We start from the raw sequence: 23,631 nt of genomic DNA on the forward strand, positions 1-23,631 counted from the left end.
TTGTCTTACGGCTAGTTGATTTAACGTCCAGCTTTTAATAGTAGCCAGATAAAGACCGGCGCGCCCAGCGTGGCGGTCACCACGCCAATCGGCAGCTCTGCGGCCGTCAGGGCTAGCCGGGCGATGATATCGGCCACCAGCAGCGTGACGGCCCCGGCGACCGCCGAGGCCGGAAGCAGAGTCCGATGGTCCGTGAGGCCCCACAGACGCAGCATGTGCGGAATAACCAGCCCGATAAAACCGATCGCGCCCGCCAGAGCCACGCTGACGCCAACCAGCCAGCCAATGACGATCACCAGCACATTACGCCAGAACCCAATCGGCATGCCGAGCTGGCGGGCAGAGGTTTCACCCAGCGCGAGCATATTCAGCGGCTGCGCCTGCAGGGCAGCCCACACGATGGCCGGTACCAGCAGCGCCATCAGCCAGCCCTGGTGCCAGTCAACGCCCCCAAAGCCACCCATCATCCAGTACATCAGCTGACGCAGGTCAAAGGATGTTGAGAAGTAGACCGCCCAGGTCATCAACGCGCTACAGATGATCCCCAGCGCCACGCCGGCAAGCAGCAGACGGCTGGTCGATAAGTGCCGTCTGGCGAAGCGAAGAAGGATCGCTGTGATCAGCAATGCGCCGAGAATAGCGCTCAGGCTAATACTCCATCCGGAGAGTTCTCCCCCGCCCAGCATCACCGCTGCAATCAGCCCCACGCCTGCCCCGTTCGACACGCCAAGCAGCCCTGGCTCCGCCAGCGGGTTATCAAACAACGCCTGCATAATGGTGCCGCACAGCGCCAGCGCGGCACCCACCAGAACCACCGCGACGGTGCGCGGCAGGCGAATTTGCCAGACGAAGAGCTGCCCGTCCGGCCCCCACCAGCTTTCAGGCCCTATCCATCGGTCTCCGGCACAGAGGCTCACGGCCGCGGCGATAATGAGCAATAGCACCAGCAAAAGCAGGCGACGCTTATCGGAACGGTGCTGGCGATGGGCATAATCAAGCATGTGTACGGTTTTAGTAGCGTGAGATGTAATTGATTTTACGGCGGGTTTGCCGGAGAGCGCAAAGAAAAAAGGCCGCGTGGGCGGCCTTTTTAGTTAGTTCATATTACTCTGCTTTGGGCGTTGCGTTTTCGACACGGCTTTTTAACTTCTGGCCGGGTCTGAAGGTCACCACGCGGCGGGCTGTAATGGGAATATCTTCCCCCGTCTTCGGGTTGCGGCCCGGACGTTGGTTTTTGTCTCGCAAATCAAAATTGCCAAAACCGGAGAGTTTTACCTGCTCACCATTTTCCAGAGCACGACGGATCTCTTCGAAAAACAGCTCTACCAGCTCTTTGGCATCCCGTTTGCTAAGCCCAAGCTTATCAAACAGATATTCTGACATTTCAGCTTTTGTAAGCGCCATAGGTTCAATCCCTCAATGATGCCTGGAATCGCTCTTTTAATGCCTCTACACATTTGGCGACGGTAGCGGCAATCTCCTCTTCTTCGAGTGTACGGCTGGTATCCTGAAGGATAAGGCTAATAGCGAGGCTCTTGAAACCTTCTGCTACGCCCTTGCCGCGGTACACGTCAAATAAGTTTACGCCAACTACCTGATTTACGCCAACTTTCTTACATTCGGCCAAAATATCTGCTGCGGGCACATTTTCCGCGACCACAACCGCGATATCACGGCGGTTTGCCGGGAAGCGGGAGACGTCCTGAGCCTGAGGAATAACGCGGTCAGCCACCGGGTTCCATTCCAGCTCAAACACGATGGTACGGCCGTTCAGGTCCAGCTTGCGCTCCAGCTCAGGGTGAACAACCCCAATAAAACCAACGCGTTTGCCGTCTAAATAGATAGCTGCGCTCTGGCCCGGATGCAGTGCCGGGATGGCTTCTGCGCGGAATTCAATTTCAGATAATTTACCGGTCAGATCCAGAATTGCTTCCAGATCGCCCTTCATATCGTAGAAATCAACCGTGCCTTTTGCCAGGTCCCAGTGCTCTTCATAGCGGTTGCCGCTGATGGCGCCAGCCAGCATGAGATCCTGACGGATGCCTAAATTTGCCTGATTATCCGGTACAAAGCGCAAACCGCTTTCGAAAATTCGCACGCGGTTTTGCTGACGATTCTGGTTATAAACGACAGTGCCCAGCAGGCCCGTCCACAGAGACAGACGCATCGCGGACATTTCGCTGGAGATTGGGCTTGGCAGGATCAGCGCCTCCTGGCCCGGGTGGATCAGCTGCTGCAGCTTTGGATCCACAAAGCTGTAGGTGATCACTTCCTGGTAGCCTTTGTCATTCAGCATGGTTTTCACACGCTTCAGGGACAGGTCGGCTTCACGGTGGGTGCCCATCACCAGACCTGCCTGGACAGGCTCATCAGGGATGTTGTTATAGCCGTAAACGCGGGCCACTTCTTCCACCAGATCTTCTTCAATTTCCATGTCGAAACGCCATGATGGCGCAACGGCTTTCCACTCGTCCTGGCCTTCGGTCACTTCGCAACCCAGACGCGTCAGGATATCGGTCACCTGCGCATCGGCAACGTGGTGACCAATCAGGCGATCCAGCTTGCTGCGGCGCAGGGTAATGGTGGCACGCTTCGGCAGGGTCGCTTCGTGGGTGACGTCGATAACCGGGCCCGCTTCACCGCCGCAGATATCGATCAGCAGGCGAGTCGCACGTTCCATCGCTTTATACTGCAGCGCCGGGTCAACGCCACGCTCGTAGCGGTGAGAGGCATCGGTATGCAGGCCGTGACGGCGTGCGCGACCGGTGATGGAGAGCGGGCTGAAGAACGCGCATTCCAGCAGGACGTTTTGCGTCTCGTCGTTCACGCCTGAATGCTCGCCCCCGAAGATACCGCCCATTGCCAGCGCTTTGCTGTGGTCAGCAATCACCAGGGTGTCGGCGTTCAGTTTCGCTTCGCTGCCGTCCAGCAGAACCAGGGTTTCACCCTCTTTCGCCATGCGCACAACGATGCCGCCGTCGATACGATCTTTATCGAACGCGTGCATTGGCTGGCCCAGCTCCAGCAGAACGTAGTTAGTCACGTCAACCACGGCGTCGATAGAGCGGATACCGCAGCGGCGCAGCTTCTCTTTCATCCACAGCGGGGTTGGCGCTTTTACGTTAATGCCTTTCACCACGCGACCGAGGTAGCGCGGGCAGGCATCCGCAGCGTCAACCTGAATAGGCAGCACGTCACTGATGGTCGCTTCAACCGGCACAATGTCTGGCGCGTTCAGTTCGGTCTGGTTCAGCACGGCAACATCGCGCGCCACGCCGATGATCCCTAAGCAGTCGGCACGGTTTGGCGTGACGCTGATTTCGATGGTGTTGTCATCAAGCTTCAGGTACTCACGGATATCGGTGCCAATTGGCGCATCCAGCGGCAGCTCAATGATGCCGTTGTGGTCGTCAGAAATACCCAGCTCGGAGAAGGAGCACAGCATGCCTTCAGACGGCTCGCCGCGCAGCTTAGCCGCTTTAATTTTGAAATCGCCCGGCAGCACCGCACCGACGGTCGCCACCGCCACCTTCAGGCCCTGACGGCAGTTTGGCGCACCGCAGACGATATCCAGCAGACGGTCACCGCCCACGTTCACTTTTGTTACGCGCAGTTTGTCAGCGTTAGGGTGCTGGCCGCACTCTACCACTTCGCCGACGACCACGCCGTTGAAGGCACCGGAAACCGGCTCAACGCCGTCCACTTCCAGACCCGCCATGGTGATCTGGTTAGAAAGCGCTTCGCTGTCCAGCGTGGTGTTCACCCACTCGCGTAACCACAGTTCACTGAATTTCATTGTTCTGTCCTGCCCTTATTTAAACTGTTTGAGGAAACGCAGATCGTTTTCGAAGAATGCACGTAAGTCGGTCACGCCGTAACGCAGCATAGTCAGACGCTCCATGCCCATGCCGAAGGCAAAGCCGGAGTAAACTTCCGGATCGATACCCACGTTGCGCAGCACGTTTGGATGCACCATGCCGCAGCCCAGCACTTCCAGCCATTTGCCGTTTTTACCCATCACGTCAACTTCTGCAGACGGTTCGGTGAACGGGAAGTAGGACGGACGGAAACGAACCTGCAGATCTTCCTCAAAGAAGTTGTTCAGGAAATCGTGCAGCGTGCCCTTCAGGTTGGTGAAGCTGATGTTTTTATCAACGATCAGACCTTCCATCTGGTGGAACATTGGGGTGTGGGTCTGATCGTAGTCGTTACGATAGACGCGGCCCGGCGCGATAATGCGGATTGGCGGCTCCTGATCCTTCATGGTACGGATCTGAACGCCGGAGGTCTGGGTACGCAGCAGACGCGTAGCGTCGAACCAGAAAGTGTCGTGGTCAGCGCGTGCCGGATGATGGCCAGGAATGTTCAGGGCGTCGAAGTTATGGTAATCATCTTCGATTTCCGGGCCAGTCGCCACGGTAAAGCCGAGCTCACCGAAGAAACTTTCAATGCGATCGATGGTGCGGGTAACCGGGTGCAGACCGCCGTTTTCGATGCGGCGACCCGGCAGAGAAACGTCAATCGTCTCTGCGGCCAGACGCGCATTCAGCACCGCGCTTTCCAGCTCGGCTTTGCGCGCGTTCAGCGCCTGCTGTACCTGCTCTTTGGCTTCGTTAATCACCGCACCCGCAGCCGGGCGTTCTTCTGGCGGCAGCTCACGCAGGGTTGTCATTTGAAGGGTCAGATGCCCTTTCTTCCCAAGATATTCGACGCGGACATTGTCTAACGCGGCAACATCTGAGGCCTGATTAATGGCGGCTGTTGCACTGGCAACCAGCTCTGCGAGATGTGACATGATTTTCCTCATTATGTCGGTGCAGACACCGATTTGGTGGAGTTATTCTCTCAAATTCAGGCACAAAAAAAGCCTCCATCGGGAGGCTTATCTGGCGCTGTTTTTCGTTTCATCTTTCACGCGCTAGCCTCCTGAAATCAGGTGCTAAAGTAAAAGAAGAAGCGGAAAATAGCAGCATTCATGCTTGCGTTACCTTGTTGGGTAAAAACCGTTAAGACCTTATTGAAAAGCCTGGACGGATAAATGTCAATCTTCTGATGGTGTTAAATGAAAAGAGGGAGCCAGGCCCCCTCTCTCAACTGGCTTATGCCAGTGCTGCTTTCGCTTTTTCGACCAGAGCGGTGAACGCTACTTTGTCGAATACTGCGATGTCAGCCAGGATCTTACGGTCGATTTCAACAGAGGCTTTTTTCAGGCCGTTGATGAATTTGCTGTAAGAAATACCGTTCTGACGTGCTGCTGCGTTGATACGCGCAATCCACAGTTGACGGAACTGACGCTTACGCTGACGACGGTCACGGTAAGCGTACTGACCTGCTTTGATAACAGCCTGGAAGGCAACGCGGTATACGCGTGAACGCGCACCGTAGTAGCCTTTAGCTTGTTTCAAAATTTTCTTGTGACGTGCACGTGCAATTACACCACGTTTTACGCGAGCCATATGTGCTCTCCTGTATCTATATTCTTAGTAAAAAATTAAACGTTAACGGCTTATGCGTACGGCAGGCACGCGATAACCAGACCCAGATCGCCTTTAGAAACGAGGCCTTTTGGACGCAGGTGACGTTTACGCTTAGTAGATTTTTTGGTCAGAATATGACGCAGGTTTGCGTGCTTACGCTTAAATCCACCACCACCGGTTTTTTTGAAGCGCTTAGCAGCACCGCGTACGGTCTTAATTTTTGGCATCTTAATAACTTCCACTTCGCATTGTTAAATAAACGAAACATAGGCGAACAAAACCTATGAAACCCGAAGGCTCCACAGATTTTGCTGCTTGAAGGCCTTACTGTTTCTTCTTAGGAGCGAGCACCATGATCATCTGGCGGCCTTCGATCTTCGTAGGGAAGGATTCGACTACTGCCAGTTCACTCAGATCGTCACGGACGCGGTTAAGCACTTCCATACCAATCTGTTGGTGGGCCATCTCACGACCGCGGAAACGCAGTGTGATCTTGGCCTTATCGCCATCTTCCAGAAAGCGAATCAGGCTGCGGAGTTTTACCTGATAATCGCCATCGTCGGTACCAGGACGGAATTTGATTTCCTTAACCTGGATAACTTTTTGCTTCTTCTTCTGTTCCTTAGAAGACTTACTCTTTTCATAAAGGAACTTGCCGTAGTCCATGATACGACAAACTGGCGGTTCGGCGTTAGGGCTGATTTCAACTAAATCTACTCCAGCTTCTTCAGCCTTTTCGATTGCTTCTCTCAGACTCACAATCCCCAGCTGCTCGCCTTCCAGACCTGTTAAGCGAACTTCCTGGGCGCGAATCTCGCCATTGATACGATTCGGACGTGCCGTTTGAACTCGTTTTCCGCCTTTAATACCTTATTCCTCCAGTTGTTGAAGACTGCGGCTGCGAATCTCTTGTTGCAGCTTCTCAATCACTTCACTTACGTCCAGGCTGCCCAGGTCTTTACCACGGCGGGTGCGAACGGCAACTTTGCCTGCTTCCACCTCTTTATCACCACAGACCAACATATACGGGACACGACGTAAAGTGTGCTCGCGGATTTTAAAGCCAATCTTCTCATTTCTCAAGTCTGCTTTTACGCGAATGCCCGCATTTTGTAGTTTCTGCGTCAATTCTTTAACGTAATCCGCCTGAGAATCGGTAATGTTCATCACCACGACCTGCACTGGCGCAAGCCAGGTTGGGAAGAAGCCAGCGAACTCTTCGGTCAGGATGCCGATGAAGCGCTCCAGAGAACCGAGAATTGCGCGGTGAATCATTACCGGTACCTGACGCTCGTTGTCTTCGCCAACATAAGAGGCGCTTAAACGCTGCGGCAGGGAGAAGTCCAGCTGTACAGTACCGCACTGCCATGCGCGATCGAGGCAGTCATACAGGGTAAATTCAATTTTCGGACCGTAGAATGCGCCCTCGCCCAGCTGGTATTCGAACGGAATGCCGTTCTCTTCCAGCGCCACGGCGAGATCCGCTTCTGCGCGATCCCAGGTCTCATCGCTACCGATACGTTTTTCCGGACGCGTTGAGAGTTTGACCACGATCTTCTCGAAGCCAAAGGTGCTGTACATATCGTAGACCATACGAATACAGGCGTTAACTTCGTCACGGACCTGATCTTCAGTACAGAAGATATGCGCATCATCCTGCGTAAAGCCACGAACACGCATCAGACCGTGCAGCGCACCTGATGGCTCGTTACGGTGACAGCTACCGAACTCCGCCATACGCAGCGGCAGGTCGCGGTAGGATTTCAGACCCTGGTTGAAGATCTGAACGTGGCCCGGGCAGTTCATTGGCTTGATGCAGTATTCACGGTTCTCAGACGAGGTGGTGAACATCGCATCTTTGTAGTTGTCCCAGTGGCCGGTTTTTTCCCACAGCACACGGTCCATCATGAACGGGCCTTTCACTTCCTGATACTGGTACTCTTTCAGCTTGGAGCGTACGAAAGTTTCCAGTTCACGGAAGATAGTCCACCCGTCGTTATGCCAGAACACCATACCCGGCGCTTCTTCCTGCATGTGGTACAGGTCAAGCTGCTTGCCGATTTTACGGTGGTCACGCTTCGCCGCCTCTTCCAGACGAAGCAGGTACGCGTTTAGGGCTTTTTTATCGGCCCACGCGGTACCATAAATACGCTGCAACATCTTGTTGTTGCTGTCGCCACGCCAGTAGGCGCCTGCGATCTTCATCAGCTTAAAGTGATGACAGAAGCGCATGTTCGGCACGTGCGGTCCACGGCACATGTCGACGTATTCTTCGTGATGGTACAAGCCAGGCTTGTCATCATGCGAAATGTTTTCGTCAAGAATAGAGACCTTGTAGCTCTCGCCGCGCTTCACGAAGGTTTCACGCGCTTCGTGCCAGCTGACTTTCTTCTTGATGACGTCATAGTTGGTTTCGGCGAGCTCGTGCATGCGTTTTTCGAGCGCGTCGATATCTTCCTGAGTCAGGGTGTGGTCGAGGTCAACGTCGTAGTAGAAACCGTTGTCGATAACCGGACCGATCGCCATTTTGGTGTTTGGCCACAGCTGTTTGATGGCATGGCCTAACAGGTGCGCGCAGGAGTGACGAATGATCTCCAGACCTTCTTCGTCTTTCGCGGTGATGATGGCAAGCGTCGCATCGTTTTCGATCAGATCGGAGGCATCCACCAGCTCACCGTTCACACGGCCAGCGATAGTCGCTTTCGCGAGACCAGGACCAATGTCCAGGGCAACATCCATTGGGCTAACAGCACGGTCGAAATGGCGTTGACTGCCATCAGGAAGAGTAATTACAGGCATTTTATATCCTTATTTGCAGTGATGCCCCACACATAAGAGCATATACAAAGAAAATAATCGTGATTTGACAATAGATTACGACACCATCTGACCAACAATCGTCAAATTGGTTCGTCATCATTCACCTGCCGAATTCAGATTAATGTGGATTTACGGCAAGCGACGTAATGTTAACACTAACGCAAAGGAGATTGCACCCTCTGCGGCCAGATTGATGGGCTGGCACTTTCGTACGAATTTGCGGGTTGCTTCTCCCCTGCGCTCGCATTTCGAAGATGCTGAGCTACTCTTGAACAGGTCCTTAAACCCAAAGGTGCATACCATGAACGTATCCAGCAGAACGGTTGTGATATTGAATGTCCTTTCCGCCACAGGTTTATTGTTGATTCTCGCCGAACGATTCCACTGGTTCTGAGCCGAACCCTATGCTGGCATAACCCAATCGATCCCGAGAAGGGGCATATTTCGGCCCTGTTTGATAGACTGTGGGTATCAACGAACAAGGATTAGGTTATGCCAACAAAACGATTTGCCGTAAAACACTGGAAAATGGTGCTGGTGCTGATTGCCATCTGCGGCGCAATGCTGCTACTCCGTTGGGCGGCAATGATTTGGGGCTAGGTGCGAAGACAGGTCATCAGAAGGGACGTCAAATAGCCACTGACAATAAACGGGCCGACAGCAACATCGGCCCGCTTTTATTACATTCTGTAACCCAGTGAAACCGTGGTTCTGCGGTCGGTATGATCCGGCGCAGTTTCTGGTGGTGAAGAGTTCCAGGTCACGTTGTAGGCCACTTTCAGACCAAAGTGTTCGTTGATAGCCACGTTCAGCGCCGTCTCAGAGTTCAGCGTCGTGTCGTCGGCGCCAAATACGGAAACACCCTGGGTAAATTTGGTGTTGTCAGTCATCTGCCAGGCATAGGTACCGGAAGCGTAACCGAGCGGTTGGGTTTTGGTATCGCCATTGGTGTACTCGTCATAACGCACACCCGGACCGAATTCAAAACGGAGGCTGTGTACCGGACCGTTCAGGAACTGGCGACCATAACCGGCGGTGAACACATCACGCTGGCGATAACCGTTGTAACGGTCGGTTAACCAGCTTGCCTGTCCAAACAGGTAGTCATAGTCGGTCATGTTGTAACGGCTACGTCCGCCTACCGCATATTTCTCGGAAGAACGTTCGTCATTAGCGGAAGTGTTGCTGGCATTACCCCACAGAGACCAGGCGGTGGTGTTGCCGTACCAGGTGAGCGTACTGTCCGCCGTCAGAGAAGAGCTTTTCGTGTTACCGGATTGTGCCAGGTACCCGGCGTTGAGGTTACCTTCAAACGGTTTTTTCGCGGTGGAAGGATCGTCCATGACAGTAAAAACGGTATCATCAGCGGTCGCGTTCATAGCCGCAAACACGCCACCCGCCAGCATCAGTGCAGCGGGCACTGTCTTTAAAAGCTTCATTTTATTAAGGAGTCCGTACAACAAAAAAAGAGACCACACGGTCCCGGAATCTTTCTTGAGGATCAATGACAAGGCGTCCAGAGAAAGGTAACAAATTATAAAAAGCCGCAAATAACATAGCAATGTTTTCTTATTTCATTTTTTGAATAAGAACGATCTCAAAAAGCGTTTTATTTTATATATCCCCCGCCTCACTTTTTGTCAGTATTCATATTTAAAATCATACTGTTATTTACATTGCCTTCCTGTCAAATGGTGCCAGGCTAATAAGAACCCATACTAAAAGGAGGTAATGATGGTTTCTATCTATACCCTGACGCTCTCCCCTTCCCTGGATTCCGCCACCCTGACGCCGCAGATTTACCCGGAAGGTAAATTGCGCTGTAGCGCCCCGGTCTTTGAGCCCGGCGGCGGCGGGATCAACGTGGCGCGCGCTATTACCCACCTCGGCGGCAAAGCTACGGCAATTTTCCCCGCAGGCGGTGCCACCGGTGAACATCTGGTCTCTCTGCTGGCAGATGAACAGGTGGCCGTAGAGACCGTCGAGGCCAAAGACTGGACGCGGCAAAACCTGCATGTCCACGTGGAGTCCAGCGGCGAGCAGTACCGTTTTGTCATGCCGGGTGCGAAACTTAGCGATGACGAGTTTCGTCAGCTTGAAGAGAAAGTGCTGACGATAGAGAGCGGCGCGCTGCTGGTGGTAAGCGGCAGCCTCCCGCCCGGCGTCAGCACGGAAAAATTAACGGCGCTTATTCAGACGGCGCAGCAACGCGGTATCCGCTGCATCGTTGACAGCAGCGGCGAGGCCCTGCAGGCGGCTCTGGTGCCGGGCAATCTGGAGCTGGTCAAACCCAACCAGAAAGAGTTAAGCGCGCTGGTCAACCGCGAACTGACGCAGCCTGATGATGTTCGCACCGCCGCGCAGGAGCTGGTACGCAGCGGCAAAGCGCGACGCGTAGTCGTTTCCCTTGGTCCTCAGGGGGCGCTGGCCGTCGATGAAACGTCGTCCGTTCAGGTTGTCCCACCGCCGATGAAGAGCCAGAGCACGGTTGGTGCGGGCGATAGCATGGTGGGCGCGATGACGCTAAAACTGGCGCAGGGCGCGTCTCTGCTGGAAATGACGCGCTACGGCGTGGCGGCGGGTAGCGCCGCAACTATCAATCAGGGCACGCGTCTCTGCTCACTTGCCGATACGCAAAAAATCGTCGATTACCTGTCCCGAAATTAACGCCTTTCCCCTTCGTCTTTACGGAGGGGAATGTCCGCTCTGAGTCGCCAAACGCAAACTATCGACTATGCTAAGAAAACTTCCATGATAACAATGAGGTGAATTATGAGCAGTGGTGACATCACACGTTACGTCGTGACCATCAACCTTCATGAAGCATCGCTGACCGAGCTGAATGAGCTCAACAACGCCTTCACCCGGGCTAATTTTCTCCTCACGCTCACGGATGACGAGGGCAATATTCATGATTTAGGCACCCTGGCATTTGGTCTCATCGGCGCCCTGAGCCAGGAAGAGGTTCATGCGCTGGCCGCCAGTCTGGTAGAGAGCGTGACCGACAAGCCTGCCGAAATTGACGTGGATACCTGGGAAAGCTGGCGGAAAAAAGAACAATAAGTGCGCTGTATGAATTTAAACCGCTCAGGTGTGCGTTAGTTCGTATTTTTTTACCGCCATTATGCGCTAACTTTATGATCTGGCAGACAACATGGGAGAGACAACATGTGGCAGGCTATCAGTTATCTTTTACGTGAGCAGCTGGGTGAAGGTGAAATTGAACTGCGTAACGAACTGCCAGGCGGTGAGATCCACGCCGCGTGGCATTTACGCTACGCAGGACGCGATCTTTTCGTTAAGTGCGATGAACGAGAACTGCTTCCGATATTTACCGCCGAAGCCGACCAGCTGGAGCTGCTGTCGCGCAGTAAAACGGTGACGGTCCCGCAGGTGCTGGCCGTCGGTAGCGACCGCGATTACAGTTTTCTGGTCATGGAATATCTCCCCGCCCGACCGCTGGATGCCCATAATGCGTTTATCCTCGGCCAACAGTTAGCGCGCCTCCATCAATGGAGCGACCAGCCGCAGTTTGGTCTCGATTTTGACAACGATCTCTCTACCACGCCACAGCCCAATGCCTGGCAGCGTCGCTGGTCGACATTTTTTGCCGAGCAGCGCATTGGCTGGCAGCTTGAGCTGGCCGCCGAGAAAGGGCTGGAATTTGGCAATATTGATGCCATCGTCGAGCACGTTCAACAGCGTCTGGCCTCCCACCAGCCCCAGGCGTCTCTGCTTCACGGCGATTTGTGGTCTGATAACTGCGCGCTGGGTCCCAACGGCCCCTACATCTTCGACCCGGCCTGCTACTGGGGTGACAGAGAGTGCGATCTTGCCATGCTGCCGCTTCATCCGGAGCAGCCGCCGCAAATATACGACGGATACCAGTCTGTTTCCCCCCTGCCGCCCGGTTTCCTCGACCGCCAGCCGGTGTATCAGCTTTATACGCTGATGAACCGTGCCATTCTTTTTGGCGGAGAACACCTGGTTAACGCCCAGCGGGCACTCGAGCGTATGCTTGCCGCCTGAGACGCGAACGGGTGGCCTTGCCGCCACCCTTATCACTTACAGAAAACCGAGCAGTGAGAAGAAGAAGTATCCCGCCACAATGATGATCACGGGAAGGATATAGAGCGGGAAAATTTGCAGGAAAATGGTGTGACGCGGCACAACAATGCGGGATTCAATCTGCTCCCGGCTCATGCCTTCCGGGCCTTTGGCCTGCTCCAGAATCAACTGATCCTCAACGCCTTCGCGTAAAAAGCGCGTCTGACGGCTCATTCTCGCGCCAGAGGCCTGCAGTGCCAGCGCGACAAAGATCAGGGCGTATATCACCCAGAAGCCGATATTCAGCTGTTGATGAAAATCCGGGGTGGGTGAGTTAAACCAGAAGACATTCAAAAATGGCGTATTAAAACGCATCATCTCAATCATGACATGAGCGAAATCAAGCATTACCGCATTGATACCCGGCTGTTTTTCGCTGTGATCGTACATAAATTTGAGTACAGAAATCAGCGTAGAAATGACGGCAGGAATAAAAATCACCCAGCCAGCAATACGTTTTAAGACCGCAATGCGTCCAGCTTGTTGATACGTCATCAGTTCCTCTTCATAAAGACGCGTTATTTGTGCCTAAGTCTACCTGCTGGCCATCAATTTCGCCCGCTCTTTAAAAGCAATATGCTAAATTGCAGATTGTGCTTAGCACGTATCGTCTGTCGAACACCCTGGATAAGGAGACGTTGTGATGTCGACACCGCGCCAAATTCTTGCCGCAATTTTTGACATGGATGGATTACTGATCGATTCCGAACCGCTGTGGGATCGCGCCGAACTGGATGTGATGGCCAGTCTGGGCGTCGATATCAGCCGCCGTAATGAACTACCCGATACGCTGGGCCTGCGCATCGATATGGTGGTTGACCTGTGGTTTGCCCAACAGCCGTGGGTGGGTCCCGATCGCAATGAGGTGACCGCACGCATTATCAGCCGCGCCATTTCTCTGGTGGAAGAGAGCCGGCCGCTGCTGCCCGGCGTACGTGAGGCTGTCGCGCTGTGTAAAGCCCAGGGGCTGAAGGTTGGCCTGGCTTCCGCTTCACCGCTGCATATGCTGGAAAAAGTGCTCACGATGTTTGAACTGCGCGACAGTTTTGACGCGCTGGCGTCCGCTGAGAAATTGCCTTACAGCAAGCCGCACCCGCAGGTCTATCTGGACTGTGCCGCTAAGCTCGGCCTGGATCCCCTCAGCTGCGTTGCGCTGGAAGATTCCGTTAACGGCATGGTGGCCACTAAAGCCGCGCGGATGCGCTCCATTGTGGTGCCTGCGGAAGAAGGCCGTCACGACCCCCGGTTTGCTCTTGCCGACGTGAAGCTTAATTCACTAGCAGAACTGACGGCGCATCATCTGCAGGGCGGTTAACGCCCTCCTCCGGTTTGTGACAAACAGTTACACCGTCACCTCTTCCGCCTACTGTATAAAAACCCTATACTGTATGAATTGACAGTTTCGTGGGTTTTATCATGACGGCGGAAGGCCACCTGCTTTTTTCTATTGCGTGCGCAGTATTTGCCAAAAACGCTGAACTTACCCCCGTGCTGGCACAGGGGGACTGGTGGCATATTGTCCCTTCCGCCGTATTGACCTGTCTGCTGCCCGACATCGACCACCCTAAATCCTTCCTCGGACAGCGTCTGAAATGGGTGTCGAAACCCATCGCCCGCGCGTTCGGCCACCGGGGGTTTACGCACAGCCTGCTGGCCGTGTTTGGCCTGCTGACGCTGTTCTATTTAAAAGTGCCTGAAAGCTGGATAGTCCCCGCCGATGCCATCCAGGGGATGGTGCTGGGCTATTTAAGCCATATTCTGGCCGATATGCTGACGCCTGCGGGCGTGCCGCTGCTATGGCCCTGCCGCTGGCGTTTCCGTTTTCCCATCCTTGCACCGCAGAAAGGTAACCAGCTTGAGCGGGTATTGTGCATGGCGCTGTTTGCTTACGCCGTCTGGATGCCGCAAACCTTGCCCGAAAACAGTGCAGTTCGTTGGTCATCCCAGATGATTAATTCGCTGCAATTTCAGTTTAATCGCTTTATTCATCACCAGATTGAACAGTAAACCGACAAAATTATCCCATTTGTCATAACCCATTCCATTTGGATATAAGCGCTACATCACACTTCTGCTAACCTTCCGCCAACAGGATCGGTAAAAACCGACCCAATAATAAATCAGGAGAACGGGGATGAATTTTCCACTCATCGCGAACGTCGTTGTGTTCGTTATATTGCTATTGCTTCTCGCGCAGGCGCGCCACAAACAGTGGAGCCTGGCGAAAAAGGTGCTGGTTGGTCTGGCCATGGGTGTCGTATTTGGTCTGGCATTACAGGCAATTTATGGCTCCGATAATCCAGTTCTGAAAGATTCCATTCAGTGGTTCAACATTGTCGGTAACGGCTATGTCCAGCTGCTGCAGATGATCGTTATGCCGCTGGTGTTCGCCTCTATTCTGAGCGCCGTGGCCCGCCTGCATAACGCCACTCAGCTGGGAAAAATCAGTTTCCTGACCATTGGTACGCTGCTGTTCACCACGCTGATTGCCGCGCTGGTGGGTGTGCTGGTCACCAACCTGTTTGGCCTGACCGCAGAAGGTCTGGTTCAGGGTACCGCTGAAACGGCACGTCTTACCGCAATTCAGACCAACTATGTGGGTAAAGTAGCTGACCTGACCGTGCCGCAGATGGTGCTCTCCTTCATTCCGAAGAACCCGTTTGCTGACCTGACCGGTGCGAGCCCAACCTCGATCATCAGCGTGGTTATTTTCGCCGCGTTCCTGGGCGTCGCGGCGCTGAAGCTGCTGAAAGACGACGCGCCAAAAGGCGAACGCGTGCTGACCGCGATTGACACCCTGCAAAGCTGGGTGATGAAGCTGGTTCGTCTGGTTATGCAGCTCACCCCTTACGGCGTGCTGGCGCTGATGACCAAAGTGGTTGCCGGCTCTAACCTGCAGGACATCATTAAGCTGGGCAGCTTCGTTGTCGCCTCTTATCTGGGCCTGGGCATTATGTTCGTTGTGCACGGCATCCTGCTGGGCGTGAACGGCGTCAGCCCGCTGAAATACTTCCGTAAAGTCTGGCCGGTACTGACCTTTGCCTTCACCAGCCGTTCCAGCGCCGCGTCTATTCCGCTGAACGTTGAAGCGCAAACCCGTCGTCTGGGCGTGCCTGAATCCATCGCCAGCTTCTCTGCCTCCTTTGGTGCCACCATTGGTCAGAACGGCTGTGCGGGTCTGTACCCGGCGATGCTGGCCGTAATGGTCGCGCCGACAGTGGGTATCAACCCGCTGGATCCGGTATGGATCGCCACGCTGGTCGGGATTGTTACCGTAAGCTCCGCAGGCGTTGCGGGCGTTGGCGGTGGCGCAACCTTCGCCGCACTGATTGTGCTGCCTGCGCTGGGTCTGCCCGTAACGCTGGTCGCCCTGCTGATCTCCGTTGAGCCGCTGATCGACATGGGTCGTACCGCGCTGAACGTGAACGGCTCCATGACCGCCGGTACGCTGACCAGCCAGTGGCTGAAGCAGACCGACAAAGCGATTCTGGAAAGTGAAGACGACGCCGAGCTGGCGCACCGTTAATCACGGTAGAAATAAAAAAACCGCCATCAGGCGGTTTTTTTATGGCTGTTATTCTTCAACCTCTTCATCCTGGCGGATCTGCATCGCCCACCGCTGTGCGGACTCCGGCACCGTAAACGTGGGAGAGCGACGGAAATGTTCGCCGATCAGCACAAAGGCCACGTATTTCCCCCGCAGCAGCCAGACATCACGAAAGCCCTCCACTTTCAGGGCATGGTCAGGCGGCGCGGGCTCAACGCGGGGCACATAGCTAATAACCTGGCGGTTTTGTTGACGAAGAGGTTTCATAAGCGACGGATTCACTAAAGCAAAATTCTTGAAGCAGGAAAATTCTATGATAGCCGATCCTGCTGCCTTCCGTCGCGCTCCGAGTGGGTGAGATGGCTCCTTTCGCTAATCACGGCATGTGAAAACTCTTAGTTCGCGAACCATGTCGCGACATTGTTCTATCCTTAATAGGGTTTTTAGCAATGGATAAAGGAGAAGCGTGCAATGTCGAACAAAGATAAAACACATCAATCACCGATTCATGGCACTGAAGAATCTCAACCGGGTATGGACTCTCTCGCCCCTGCAGACGGCTCTCACCGCCCCTCCCCTGGCCCCTCAGCACCGGGCGAACAGCCTACCGCACCGGGAAGCATGAAATCGCCGGACACGGGAAACGAGAAGCTGAAATCTCTTGAGCCACACCGTAAAGGCGGCGAGGGTTTTGCGCTCACCACCAATCAGGGCGTGCGTATTGCTGACGATCAGAACTCCCTTCGCGCAGGCGTGCGCGGCCCAACCCTGCTGGAAGACTTTATCCTGCGGGAAAAAATCACCCATTTTGACCACGAGCGGATACCAGAACGCATCGTCCACGCGCGCGGTTCCGCTGCGCACGGCTACTTTCAGCCCTACAAGAGCCTGAAAGCGATCACCAAAGCGGATTTCCTCTCCGACCCGGATAAAATTACCCCGGTGTTTGTGCGTTTCTCCACCGTGCAGGGCGGCGCGGGGTCGGCAGATACCGTCCGGGATATCCGCGGCTTTGCCACCAAGTTTTATACCGAAGAGGGTATTTTCGATCTGGTCGGCAATAACACCCCGGTGTTTTTCATTCAGGACGCGCATAAATTTCCTGACTTTGTCCATGCGGTAAAACCGGAGCCCCACTGGGCCATACCGCAGGGACAAAGTGCGCACGACACCTTCTGGGACTATGTTTCCCTGCAGCCTGAAACCTTACACAACGTGATGTGGGCGATGTCAGACCGCGGCATTCCGCGCAGCTATCGCACCATGGAGGGGTTTGGCATCCACACCTTCCGTCTGATCAACGCCGAGGGGAAAGCCACGTTTGTCCGCTTCCACTGGAAGCCTGTCGCGGGTAAAGCCTCGCTGGTGTGGGACGAGGCGCAGAAGCTGACCGGGCGCGATCCGGACTTCCATCGCCGCGAGCTGTGGGAATCCATTGAAGCGGGCGACTTCCCGGAATACGAACTGGGCCTGCAGCTCATACCGGAAGAGGACGAATTTAAGTTCGATTTCGACCTTCTGGACCCGACGAAGCTGATCCCGGAAGAGCTGGTGCCGGTGCAGCTGGTGGGTAAAATGGTGCTCAACCGCAACCCGGATAATTTCTTTGCCGAAAACGAGCAGGCCGCGTTCCACCCGGGGCATATCGTGCCGGGGCTGGACTTCACCAACGATCCGCTCCTGCAGGGACGCCTGTTCTCCTATACCGATACGCAGATTAGCCGACTCGGCGGGCCGAACTTCCACGAAATTCCGATTAACCGCCCAACCTGCCCGTATCACAACTTCCAGCGCGACGGGATGCACCGTCAGGATATTGATACCAACCCGGCAAACTATGAGCCGAACTCCATCAACGATAACTGGCCGCGTGAAACGCCTCCCGGACCGAAACGCGGTGGATTCGAATCGTATCAGGAGCGTATCGATGGCAATAAAATTCGCGAGCGCAGCCCCTCGTTCGGTGAGTATTACGCCCACCCTCGCCTGTTCTGGAACAGCCAGACGCCGATTGAGCAACAGCACATCATAGGTGGCTTCAGCTTTGAGCTGAGTAAAGTGGTGCGTACCTACATCCGCGAGCGGGTGGTCGATCAGCTGGCACATATTGATATTCAGCTTGCCCAGAGCGTCGCGGATAACCTGGGCATTACGCTGACCGACGAGCAGCGCAACCTTGCTCCGCCGAAAGAGGTTAACGGCGTGAAGAAAGATCCGTCGCTGAGCCTGTATGCCGTGCCGGGCGGCTCGATTAAAGGCCGCGTGGTCGCCATTCTGCTGAATGACAAAACACGCGCCAGCGACGTGCTGGGGATTATGCAGGCGCTGAAGACTCAGGGCGTGCATGCCAAACTGCTCTATTCCCGCATGGGTGAAGTGACGGCTGACGATGGCTCTGTGCTGCCGGTCGCGGCGACCTTTGCCGGGGCGCCATCGCTGACCGTCGATGCGGTGATTGTACCGTGCGGGGATATTGCCAGCCTGCTGACCAACGGGGACGCCGTGTATTATCTGCTGGAAGCCTATAAGCACCTGAAACCGATCGCGCTGTCCGGCGACGCGCGACAGTTCAAAGCGCAGCTGAAGGTGGCCGATCAGGGTGAGGACGGGATTGTCGAGGGAGATAACGTTGACGATGCCTTTATGACGAAGCTGTTTGATTTGCTCGCCGCACACCGCGTCTGGTCGCGCAGCAGCAAGATCGATCAGATCCCGGCGTAAAAAAAGCCGGGTGGCGCTTGCGCTTACCCGGCCTACATTCGATTGGTTTTGTAGGCCCGGTAAGGCGAAGCTGCCACCGGGCTTTATCTCAAAGATCCCCAAACGTCCCCAACCGATACCCGCGCTCGGCAATCGCATACTTCAGCGACGCCGACGTCAGCACGTCCAGCTCCGCCAGGCGCGGCCAGCAGTAGGCGCTTTTCAGCACGGTGTTATCGACAAAAGCCGGATGCGCCATCACTTCTACCGACTTTTCCCCCCGCGCGGCGGAATCGTCCAGCACCTTCAGGAACAGCGCGTCGTCGATCTCGTCGCCGTAAAATGCGCTGCTGAACCCCTCAGTGGTTGTCACGTCGCAGTCGGGCACGCCGCGCGCCTCCCTATCCACGCGCATCGCCACGCCTTTGCGCTGGGCAAACCCGGCGACAATCGGGAAAATCGCCGGGATCATATGCACGTGGTGATGGCTGTCGATATGCGTCGGCGCCTGACCAAACACATCAACGAAGCGGTTGAACTGACAGTCCAGCTCGCGGGCAATCTCTTCGAGCGGCAGAGCATCCTGCTCCGCCAGTTCCCAAATCCACTTTCCAAGCTGGCCGTCGCGCGTCAGGCCCGGCATTGGCGAAAGCGGCATCCCGAGCGTCAGCACAAAATGCATGCCGACGCCCAGCGCCGGCACCTCGCGTCTCAGCTGCGCCGCGTGTTCAACCGCCTCACCATTCACCAGTGCCGTGGTAGAGGTCACAATCCCCCGGCGACAGGCTTCAATAATGCCGTAGTTCTGGCCTTTCGAGAGACCAAAGTCATCAGCATTAACGATCAGCAGGTTTTCCATTGTGCGTCCTCTTAGTGGTGTTTGAACTTCAGCTTCTCGATCGTGGCGGCAAAATTCGGCAACCATTTTTCATGTGCCAGGATCATCTCGCTGGCCAGCTGCTCCGCGTCGCGGTCAGAATGCACCAGCGGGCTGAGGTTCAGGGCCAGCAGCACGTCATTGAGCTCACCGCTCAGCGCCGCGTTGCTTGCCGCCACTTCAAAGCCCTTAATGGTGTGGATCAGGCCCATGACCTTGTCATCAAAGTGGGTGATACGAGGATGCGGTTTAGCGCCCTCGCGCCCCAGGATGCAGGTCATCTCGACGGCCCAGTCCGCCGGGATATTGTCGATATGGCCGTGGTGCGGCACGTTGACATAGTGTTCCGCCTGCTTGTCGTTATAGATGGCGTTGATCACTTCACACGCCGCATCGGAGTAGTAGGCCCCGCCGCGCTGCTCCAGTTCTTTCGGTTTGACGTTCAGGTTCGGGTCTTTATACAAATCGAACAGCTGCTTCTCGACCTTCTGAACGATCTGCGCGCGCGCGCCGCCCTTATAGTACTCGCCCATTTCGATAGCCAGCATCTCTTTCTGCTTGAAGTAGTAAAGCAGGTACGAGCACGGCAGCAGGTTCAGCGAGCGGATCAGCCCTTCGCTGAACGGCAGGTCAAAGATGTTTTTCACGGATGCCGCCGTCAGGCGACCGGAAGCCACGCCGTCGAGGAGCTCGGCAAAGCGCGATTTTCCGTTCACGATGACATCTTTAATAAACACCATGTGGTTCAGGCCGAACAGATCGATGGAGAGATCGTCGCTGTCGGTCAGCGCCAGCACGTCGCGGATAAACATCTTCATGCCGATCGGAATGTTACAGACGCCGATAAAACGTTTGAAGCCGGTATGACGATAGACCGCTTCAGTGACCATCCCGGCCGGGTTGGTGAAGTTAATCACCCACGCGTTCGGGCAGATCTCCTGCACGTCTTTGACGATGTCGAAAATGACCGGGATGGTACGCAGACCTTTAAACAGGCCGCCTGCGCCGTTGGTCTCCTGCCCCAGATAGCCATGGCTCAGCGGAATACGCTCGTCCAGCTCGCGCGCCTTCAGCTGGCCAACGCGCAGTTGGGTGGTGACGAAATCCGCATCTTTCAGCGCCAGACGACGGTCCAGGGTTTTATGCACGGTCAAAGGCACGCCCGCTTTTTCCACCATGCGCTTGCACAGGTCGAAAATAATATTCAGCTTCTCCTGACCTTCCTCAACGTCCACCAGCCATAATTCGCTGACCGGTAATTCATGATAACGTTTCAGGAAACCTTCAAGTAATTCCGGGGTATAGCTGCTGCCGCCACCAATGGTTACGACTTTTAATTTCTTCTGCATAATATCTCCCTTAGCGTATCAGGTTAATCGCCTGCAAGGTATAGCGTACTCTTCCCGCTATTTGGGCAAGCCATTAAAGCAATATTTGTGGCGGATAATCCGCCGAAAGTTAATTCATTACCGTTAAATTCTTCCGGTAACTGTTCGGTGTGAATGACGTCAATTTTTTAAAGGTCTTAATAAACAGGCTGGGACTGCTGTATCCTGACTCGTACGCAATATCGGTGACAGAATAGTTGGTAATTTCCAGCTGTTTTTTGGCAAAGTTAATGCGGATTTCATTAATAATTTGCACGGGCGTTTTACGATAATAGCGCTGCGTTGCACGGGTCAGATATTCCTGGGATTTGCCCGACAGCGACACCATATTTTCCAGCGCATTTTCGCTGAACTGGCCTTTATCGTGCATCAGCTCAACGGTGCCACGCAGCCATTGCGGAATATCATCCGTCACCTGCTGCTCTTCACGATGGTGGCGCAGCCGGTTCATCACGTAGAAGGTCACCGTTTCAATAAACTCATCAAATTCATTGTCGCGGAAGTTAAGCGAAGCGATAACCGTCTCAATCCAGGTCATGAACTCGTTTTTGACCCGATAGACCTGGGAGGCAACGAAGCAGAACGGCACCAACGGCAGATAGTGCTTCTCGAAGAAACGTCTGCTGACGCCCACGTTCAGAATGCGGGTGGCACCAAATTCGTAAAAGCTCTGGTGATAAGACCCCATCGGCAGGAAGACAAAATCCCCTCGCTCAAGCAGGACGCGCTTACCGTTGATCTCCTGGTAGTAGCGACCGGTCAGAACAATCGTGAACTCGTAGTAGTCATGCTGGTGCAGACCACTGGCGCTCTCCGTTTTGTTGTAGATAACCACATGAAAATTTTTGCCATTAAACAGCTGCTGTTCAAGTGCGGTTTTAATTTCCATCGTGCTGACCTCCTGCTGCTCAGTCTGACTTACTGCATCTTCTCGTGAAGCTCAATGAGCTCCGCCACCAGCTCACGCGCCAGCATCGAGGTCATCAGGTGATCCTGCGCGTGGACCAGCACCAGGCTGACCTTCATCTTCCCTTCGCCCTGATCGCTTTCAATCAGCTTTGTCTGCACCAGGTGCGCTTCATTCAGCGCCGTGCGGGACTGCTCCATCATGGTTTTCGCGGCGGCGAAATCCCCCTGCTTGGCCTGCTTCAGTGCGGCATAGGCCAGGCTGCGGGCCTGTCCGGAGTTGATGATAAGCCCCATCACCACTTCTTCAAGATCGTTCTCGGCGGCTTCGTCTGCGACAATACTATCCAAATCTAACATGTTTAAGCTCCTTGTGGCTGGCGCGGGCTTCCCCGCGCCGGTCAATCTTAGAATTTCAGTGAGAGGGCAATATCCTCTTCGCTCTCTTCTTCATCAATGATGGTGGCGGCTTTGTTGGCAATCGCCACGAATGGCATGTACAGCAGGGTGGCAATCCCGAGGTTGAATATCGCCAGCAGGAAGGCTGCGACGCTGCCGTTGGTGTTGAAGAAGGCGCCCAGACCTGCTGGCATGGTCCACGGTGCAATGTTGGTAATCGGTGGAATGATGCCCATGTAATACGCCGTCAGAGTGATAGCGGCCAGCAGCGGCTGAATCAGGATGAACGGAATGAACATTACCGGGTTCATGATGATTGGCAGACCGAACAGAATCGGTTCGTTAATCTGGAAGATGCCTGATGGCAGCGCCAGCTTCGCGACCTGACGGTAATCAGCACGACGAGAGACAATAAAGACCGCGATGATCAGACCCAAGGTCGCCCCGGTACCGCCCAGGAAGATATAGGAGTCAAGCATCGGCTTCGCCCACACATGGAAGGTTTTACCGGCTGCCAGCGCCGCGTCAACGGAGCCGTACTGCTGGTAAAGCGCAACGTTTTCCAGTGCCCAGGGGGTCATAATCCCGCTGTCCAGCGCGGCCAGTGCCAGTGAACCATGCACGCCAAAGAACCACAGCAGAGAGGTGAAAATCACATACGCCCAACCGACCACGCCACCCATCGACGCCAGCGGCGTAGAGATAGAGTCCATGATGATCTGGTGGAAGTTTGTGCCCCAGTGGGAGAGCGCCCAGGCGATAATCCCCATGATAGAGAGAATAATGAAGCCCGGAATCAACGCGGAAAATGAACGGGAAACGGAAGCCGGTACGCTATCCGGCAGGCGGATAACCCAGTTGCGACGGATAATAAAGGTGAACATTTCTGCCACCACCAGGCCGATAACAATACCGGAGATAATGTTGGCCCCACCCAGCCAGTTGGCGCCGACGGCATAGGCTTCACCCACGCTGTATGGCGTCACGGTCATGAAAGCGGCGACGGATAATAACCCGGCGGCCAGCGGATCGACTTTACGCTCTTCTGCCAGTGCCATCCCAATAAAGAAAGGCGCCATCAGCGACATAATCCCCAACGTACCGTTATAGACGTTGCCGCCGATGGCTTTAAAACCATTAAGGGTTTCAATAGTGGAAGCGTCTAACCGAATTCCTAATGAATAAAAGAAGGAACCTTCACCAAAGCTCAGAAAAACGTTGTTAATTAAAACGAACATGGCCCCGGCCAGCGTCAGCGGCATTAATTTAATAAAGCCGTTTTTGATGGCATTAACGTGAGGCTGCTTTCCTATTTTAACAGCAAAAGGAAGGAGTACCTTTTCAAGTGAAGCGATGACTTTACTCATAGGAAAATACCCTTAAATGCCGTAACGCATGTTACGGCGTATT

General features: G+C 54.6%; 25 protein-coding genes, 1 pseudogene and 1 other annotated feature. Of the genes and pseudogenes, 9 read left to right on the top strand and 17 right to left on the bottom strand.

Going from position 1 to position 23,631, the window contains the following annotated elements:
- Nucleotides 1-20 precede the first annotated feature (20 nt).
- The 9 genes from btuC to thrS all read right to left on the bottom strand — a co-directional run bounded on the left by btuC (nt 21) and on the right by thrS (nt 8,276).
- Nucleotides 21-1,001: a vitamin B12 ABC transporter permease BtuC gene (gene btuC, locus BM007_RS03640; protein WP_024909430.1), complete on the bottom strand. Its 981-nt coding sequence runs from the start codon at nt 999-1,001 to the stop codon at nt 21-23.
- 103 nt (nt 1,002-1,104) lie between these two features.
- Nucleotides 1,105-1,404, bottom strand: a complete 300-nt coding sequence (gene ihfA, locus BM007_RS03645) for an integration host factor subunit alpha (RefSeq protein WP_003857805.1) — start codon at nt 1,402-1,404, stop codon at nt 1,105-1,107.
- 4 nt (nt 1,405-1,408) lie between these two features.
- A complete protein-coding gene (gene pheT / locus BM007_RS03650) occupies nt 1,409-3,796 on the bottom strand; it encodes a phenylalanine--tRNA ligase subunit beta (RefSeq protein ID WP_090417299.1) in 2,388 nt (795 codons plus the stop codon).
- Between the two features lie 15 nt (nt 3,797-3,811).
- The gene (gene pheS, locus BM007_RS03655; RefSeq protein WP_010426091.1) at nt 3,812-4,795 is read right to left on the bottom strand and encodes a phenylalanine--tRNA ligase subunit alpha; all 984 of its coding nucleotides are present in this window, start codon (nt 4,793-4,795) and stop codon (nt 3,812-3,814) included.
- Nucleotides 4,796-4,857: 62 nt separating this feature from the next.
- Nucleotides 4,858-4,982, bottom strand: a sequence feature (Phe leader region).
- Nucleotides 4,933-4,977 carry a pheST operon leader peptide PheM gene (gene pheM, locus BM007_RS23195; RefSeq protein ID WP_001386830.1) on the bottom strand — a complete coding sequence of 15 codons (45 nt, stop codon included), beginning with the start codon at nt 4,975-4,977 and terminating at the stop codon, nt 4,933-4,935. (Overlaps the previous feature by 45 nt.)
- 117 nt (nt 4,983-5,099) lie before the next feature.
- Nucleotides 5,100-5,456, bottom strand: a complete 357-nt coding sequence (rplT, locus tag BM007_RS03660) for a 50S ribosomal protein L20 (RefSeq protein WP_000124850.1) — start codon at nt 5,454-5,456, stop codon at nt 5,100-5,102.
- A 50-nt stretch (nt 5,457-5,506) separates the two neighbouring features.
- The gene (rpmI, locus tag BM007_RS03665) at nt 5,507-5,704 is read right to left on the bottom strand and encodes a 50S ribosomal protein L35 (RefSeq protein WP_003030583.1); all 198 of its coding nucleotides are present in this window, start codon (nt 5,702-5,704) and stop codon (nt 5,507-5,509) included.
- 97 nt (nt 5,705-5,801) lie between these two features.
- On the bottom strand, nt 5,802-6,344 hold the full coding sequence (gene infC / locus BM007_RS03670; RefSeq protein WP_023616141.1) for a translation initiation factor IF-3: 543 nt from the start codon (nt 6,342-6,344) through the stop codon (nt 5,802-5,804).
- A 3-nt stretch (nt 6,345-6,347) separates the two neighbouring features.
- Nucleotides 6,348-8,276, bottom strand: a complete 1,929-nt coding sequence (gene thrS, locus BM007_RS03675; protein ID WP_008500657.1) for a threonine--tRNA ligase — start codon at nt 8,274-8,276, stop codon at nt 6,348-6,350.
- A gap of 322 nt (nt 8,277-8,598) precedes the next feature.
- Between thrS and yncL the strand changes: the two genes are divergently transcribed.
- Nucleotides 8,599-8,691 carry a stress response membrane protein YncL gene (gene yncL, locus BM007_RS22940; RefSeq protein ID WP_071886547.1) on the top strand — a complete coding sequence of 31 codons (93 nt, stop codon included), beginning with the start codon at nt 8,599-8,601 and terminating at the stop codon, nt 8,689-8,691.
- Between the two features lie 98 nt (nt 8,692-8,789).
- The gene (gene yniD / locus BM007_RS03685; protein ID WP_008500658.1) at nt 8,790-8,897 is read left to right on the top strand and encodes a small membrane protein YniD; all 108 of its coding nucleotides are present in this window, start codon (nt 8,790-8,792) and stop codon (nt 8,895-8,897) included.
- Between the two features lie 80 nt (nt 8,898-8,977).
- Here the strand turns inward: yniD and BM007_RS03690 are convergent, their stop codons facing one another.
- Entirely contained in the window at nt 8,978-9,736 is a 759-nt protein-coding gene (locus BM007_RS03690) for a DUF481 domain-containing protein (protein ID WP_024909432.1), read from the bottom strand.
- A 295-nt stretch (nt 9,737-10,031) separates the two neighbouring features.
- On the opposite strand from BM007_RS03690, the gene pfkB reads away from it, so the two are divergent.
- From pfkB to BM007_RS03705, 3 genes are all read left to right on the top strand, one after another.
- The gene (pfkB, locus tag BM007_RS03695; protein ID WP_090417301.1) at nt 10,032-10,964 is read left to right on the top strand and encodes a 6-phosphofructokinase II; all 933 of its coding nucleotides are present in this window, start codon (nt 10,032-10,034) and stop codon (nt 10,962-10,964) included.
- 105 nt (nt 10,965-11,069) lie between these two features.
- On the top strand, nt 11,070-11,360 hold the full coding sequence (gene ghoS / locus BM007_RS03700; protein WP_047648044.1) for a type V toxin-antitoxin system endoribonuclease antitoxin GhoS: 291 nt from the start codon (nt 11,070-11,072) through the stop codon (nt 11,358-11,360).
- A 105-nt stretch (nt 11,361-11,465) separates the two neighbouring features.
- Nucleotides 11,466-12,326 carry a fructosamine kinase family protein gene (locus BM007_RS03705; RefSeq protein WP_090417303.1) on the top strand — a complete coding sequence of 287 codons (861 nt, stop codon included), beginning with the start codon at nt 11,466-11,468 and terminating at the stop codon, nt 12,324-12,326.
- Nucleotides 12,327-12,362: 36 nt separating this feature from the next.
- Here BM007_RS03705 and BM007_RS03710 read toward each other — a convergent pair whose 3' ends face one another.
- Nucleotides 12,363-12,899, bottom strand: coding sequence for a YniB family protein (locus tag BM007_RS03710; RefSeq protein ID WP_023311291.1), 537 nt, complete (start codon nt 12,897-12,899; stop codon nt 12,363-12,365).
- A 148-nt stretch (nt 12,900-13,047) separates the two neighbouring features.
- Between BM007_RS03710 and hxpB the strand changes: the two genes are divergently transcribed.
- From hxpB to BM007_RS03725, 3 genes are all read left to right on the top strand, one after another.
- Nucleotides 13,048-13,719 carry a hexitol phosphatase HxpB gene (hxpB, locus tag BM007_RS03715; RefSeq protein ID WP_061715457.1) on the top strand — a complete coding sequence of 224 codons (672 nt, stop codon included), beginning with the start codon at nt 13,048-13,050 and terminating at the stop codon, nt 13,717-13,719.
- A gap of 101 nt (nt 13,720-13,820) precedes the next feature.
- The gene (locus BM007_RS03720; protein ID WP_014883483.1) at nt 13,821-14,411 is read left to right on the top strand and encodes a metal-dependent hydrolase; all 591 of its coding nucleotides are present in this window, start codon (nt 13,821-13,823) and stop codon (nt 14,409-14,411) included.
- A gap of 127 nt (nt 14,412-14,538) precedes the next feature.
- Nucleotides 14,539-15,930, top strand: a complete 1,392-nt coding sequence (locus BM007_RS03725; RefSeq protein ID WP_090417305.1) for an L-cystine transporter — start codon at nt 14,539-14,541, stop codon at nt 15,928-15,930.
- Nucleotides 15,931-15,978: 48 nt separating this feature from the next.
- Here BM007_RS03725 and cedA read toward each other — a convergent pair whose 3' ends face one another.
- Entirely contained in the window at nt 15,979-16,218 is a 240-nt protein-coding gene (gene cedA, locus BM007_RS03730; RefSeq protein WP_024909438.1) for a cell division activator CedA, read from the bottom strand.
- 204 nt (nt 16,219-16,422) lie between these two features.
- Here cedA and katE point away from each other — a divergent pair, with 204 nt between their 5' ends.
- Nucleotides 16,423-18,672 (top strand): catalase HPII, encoded by a 2,250-nt coding sequence (katE, locus tag BM007_RS03735; protein ID WP_090417308.1) that lies wholly within the window; start codon nt 16,423-16,425, stop codon nt 18,670-18,672.
- A gap of 88 nt (nt 18,673-18,760) precedes the next feature.
- On the opposite strand, the gene chbG is transcribed toward katE, so the two are convergent.
- The 5 genes and pseudogenes from chbG to chbC form a co-directional block, all read right to left on the bottom strand.
- Nucleotides 18,761-19,510: a chitin disaccharide deacetylase gene (gene chbG / locus BM007_RS03740; RefSeq protein WP_090417310.1), complete on the bottom strand. Its 750-nt coding sequence runs from the start codon at nt 19,508-19,510 to the stop codon at nt 18,761-18,763.
- Between the two features lie 11 nt (nt 19,511-19,521).
- Nucleotides 19,522-20,877 carry a 6-phospho-beta-glucosidase gene (locus BM007_RS03745; RefSeq protein ID WP_024909441.1) on the bottom strand — a complete coding sequence of 452 codons (1,356 nt, stop codon included), beginning with the start codon at nt 20,875-20,877 and terminating at the stop codon, nt 19,522-19,524.
- A 109-nt stretch (nt 20,878-20,986) separates the two neighbouring features.
- Nucleotides 20,987-21,823 (bottom strand): annotated as a pseudogene (gene chbR / locus BM007_RS03750) (transcriptional regulator ChbR); the annotation flags it as partial.
- 11 nt (nt 21,824-21,834) lie between these two features.
- Nucleotides 21,835-22,182 (bottom strand): PTS N,N'-diacetylchitobiose transporter subunit IIA, encoded by a 348-nt coding sequence (chbA, locus tag BM007_RS03755; protein ID WP_024909443.1) that lies wholly within the window; start codon nt 22,180-22,182, stop codon nt 21,835-21,837.
- A gap of 47 nt (nt 22,183-22,229) precedes the next feature.
- Nucleotides 22,230-23,588, bottom strand: coding sequence for a PTS N,N'-diacetylchitobiose transporter subunit IIC (gene chbC, locus BM007_RS03760; RefSeq protein WP_028017210.1), 1,359 nt, complete (start codon nt 23,586-23,588; stop codon nt 22,230-22,232).
- Nucleotides 23,589-23,631 lie beyond the last annotated feature (43 nt).

The organism is Enterobacter sp. NFIX59, assembly GCF_900113755.1.
Lineage (GTDB): Bacteria > Pseudomonadota > Gammaproteobacteria > Enterobacterales > Enterobacteriaceae > Enterobacter > Enterobacter pseudoroggenkampii.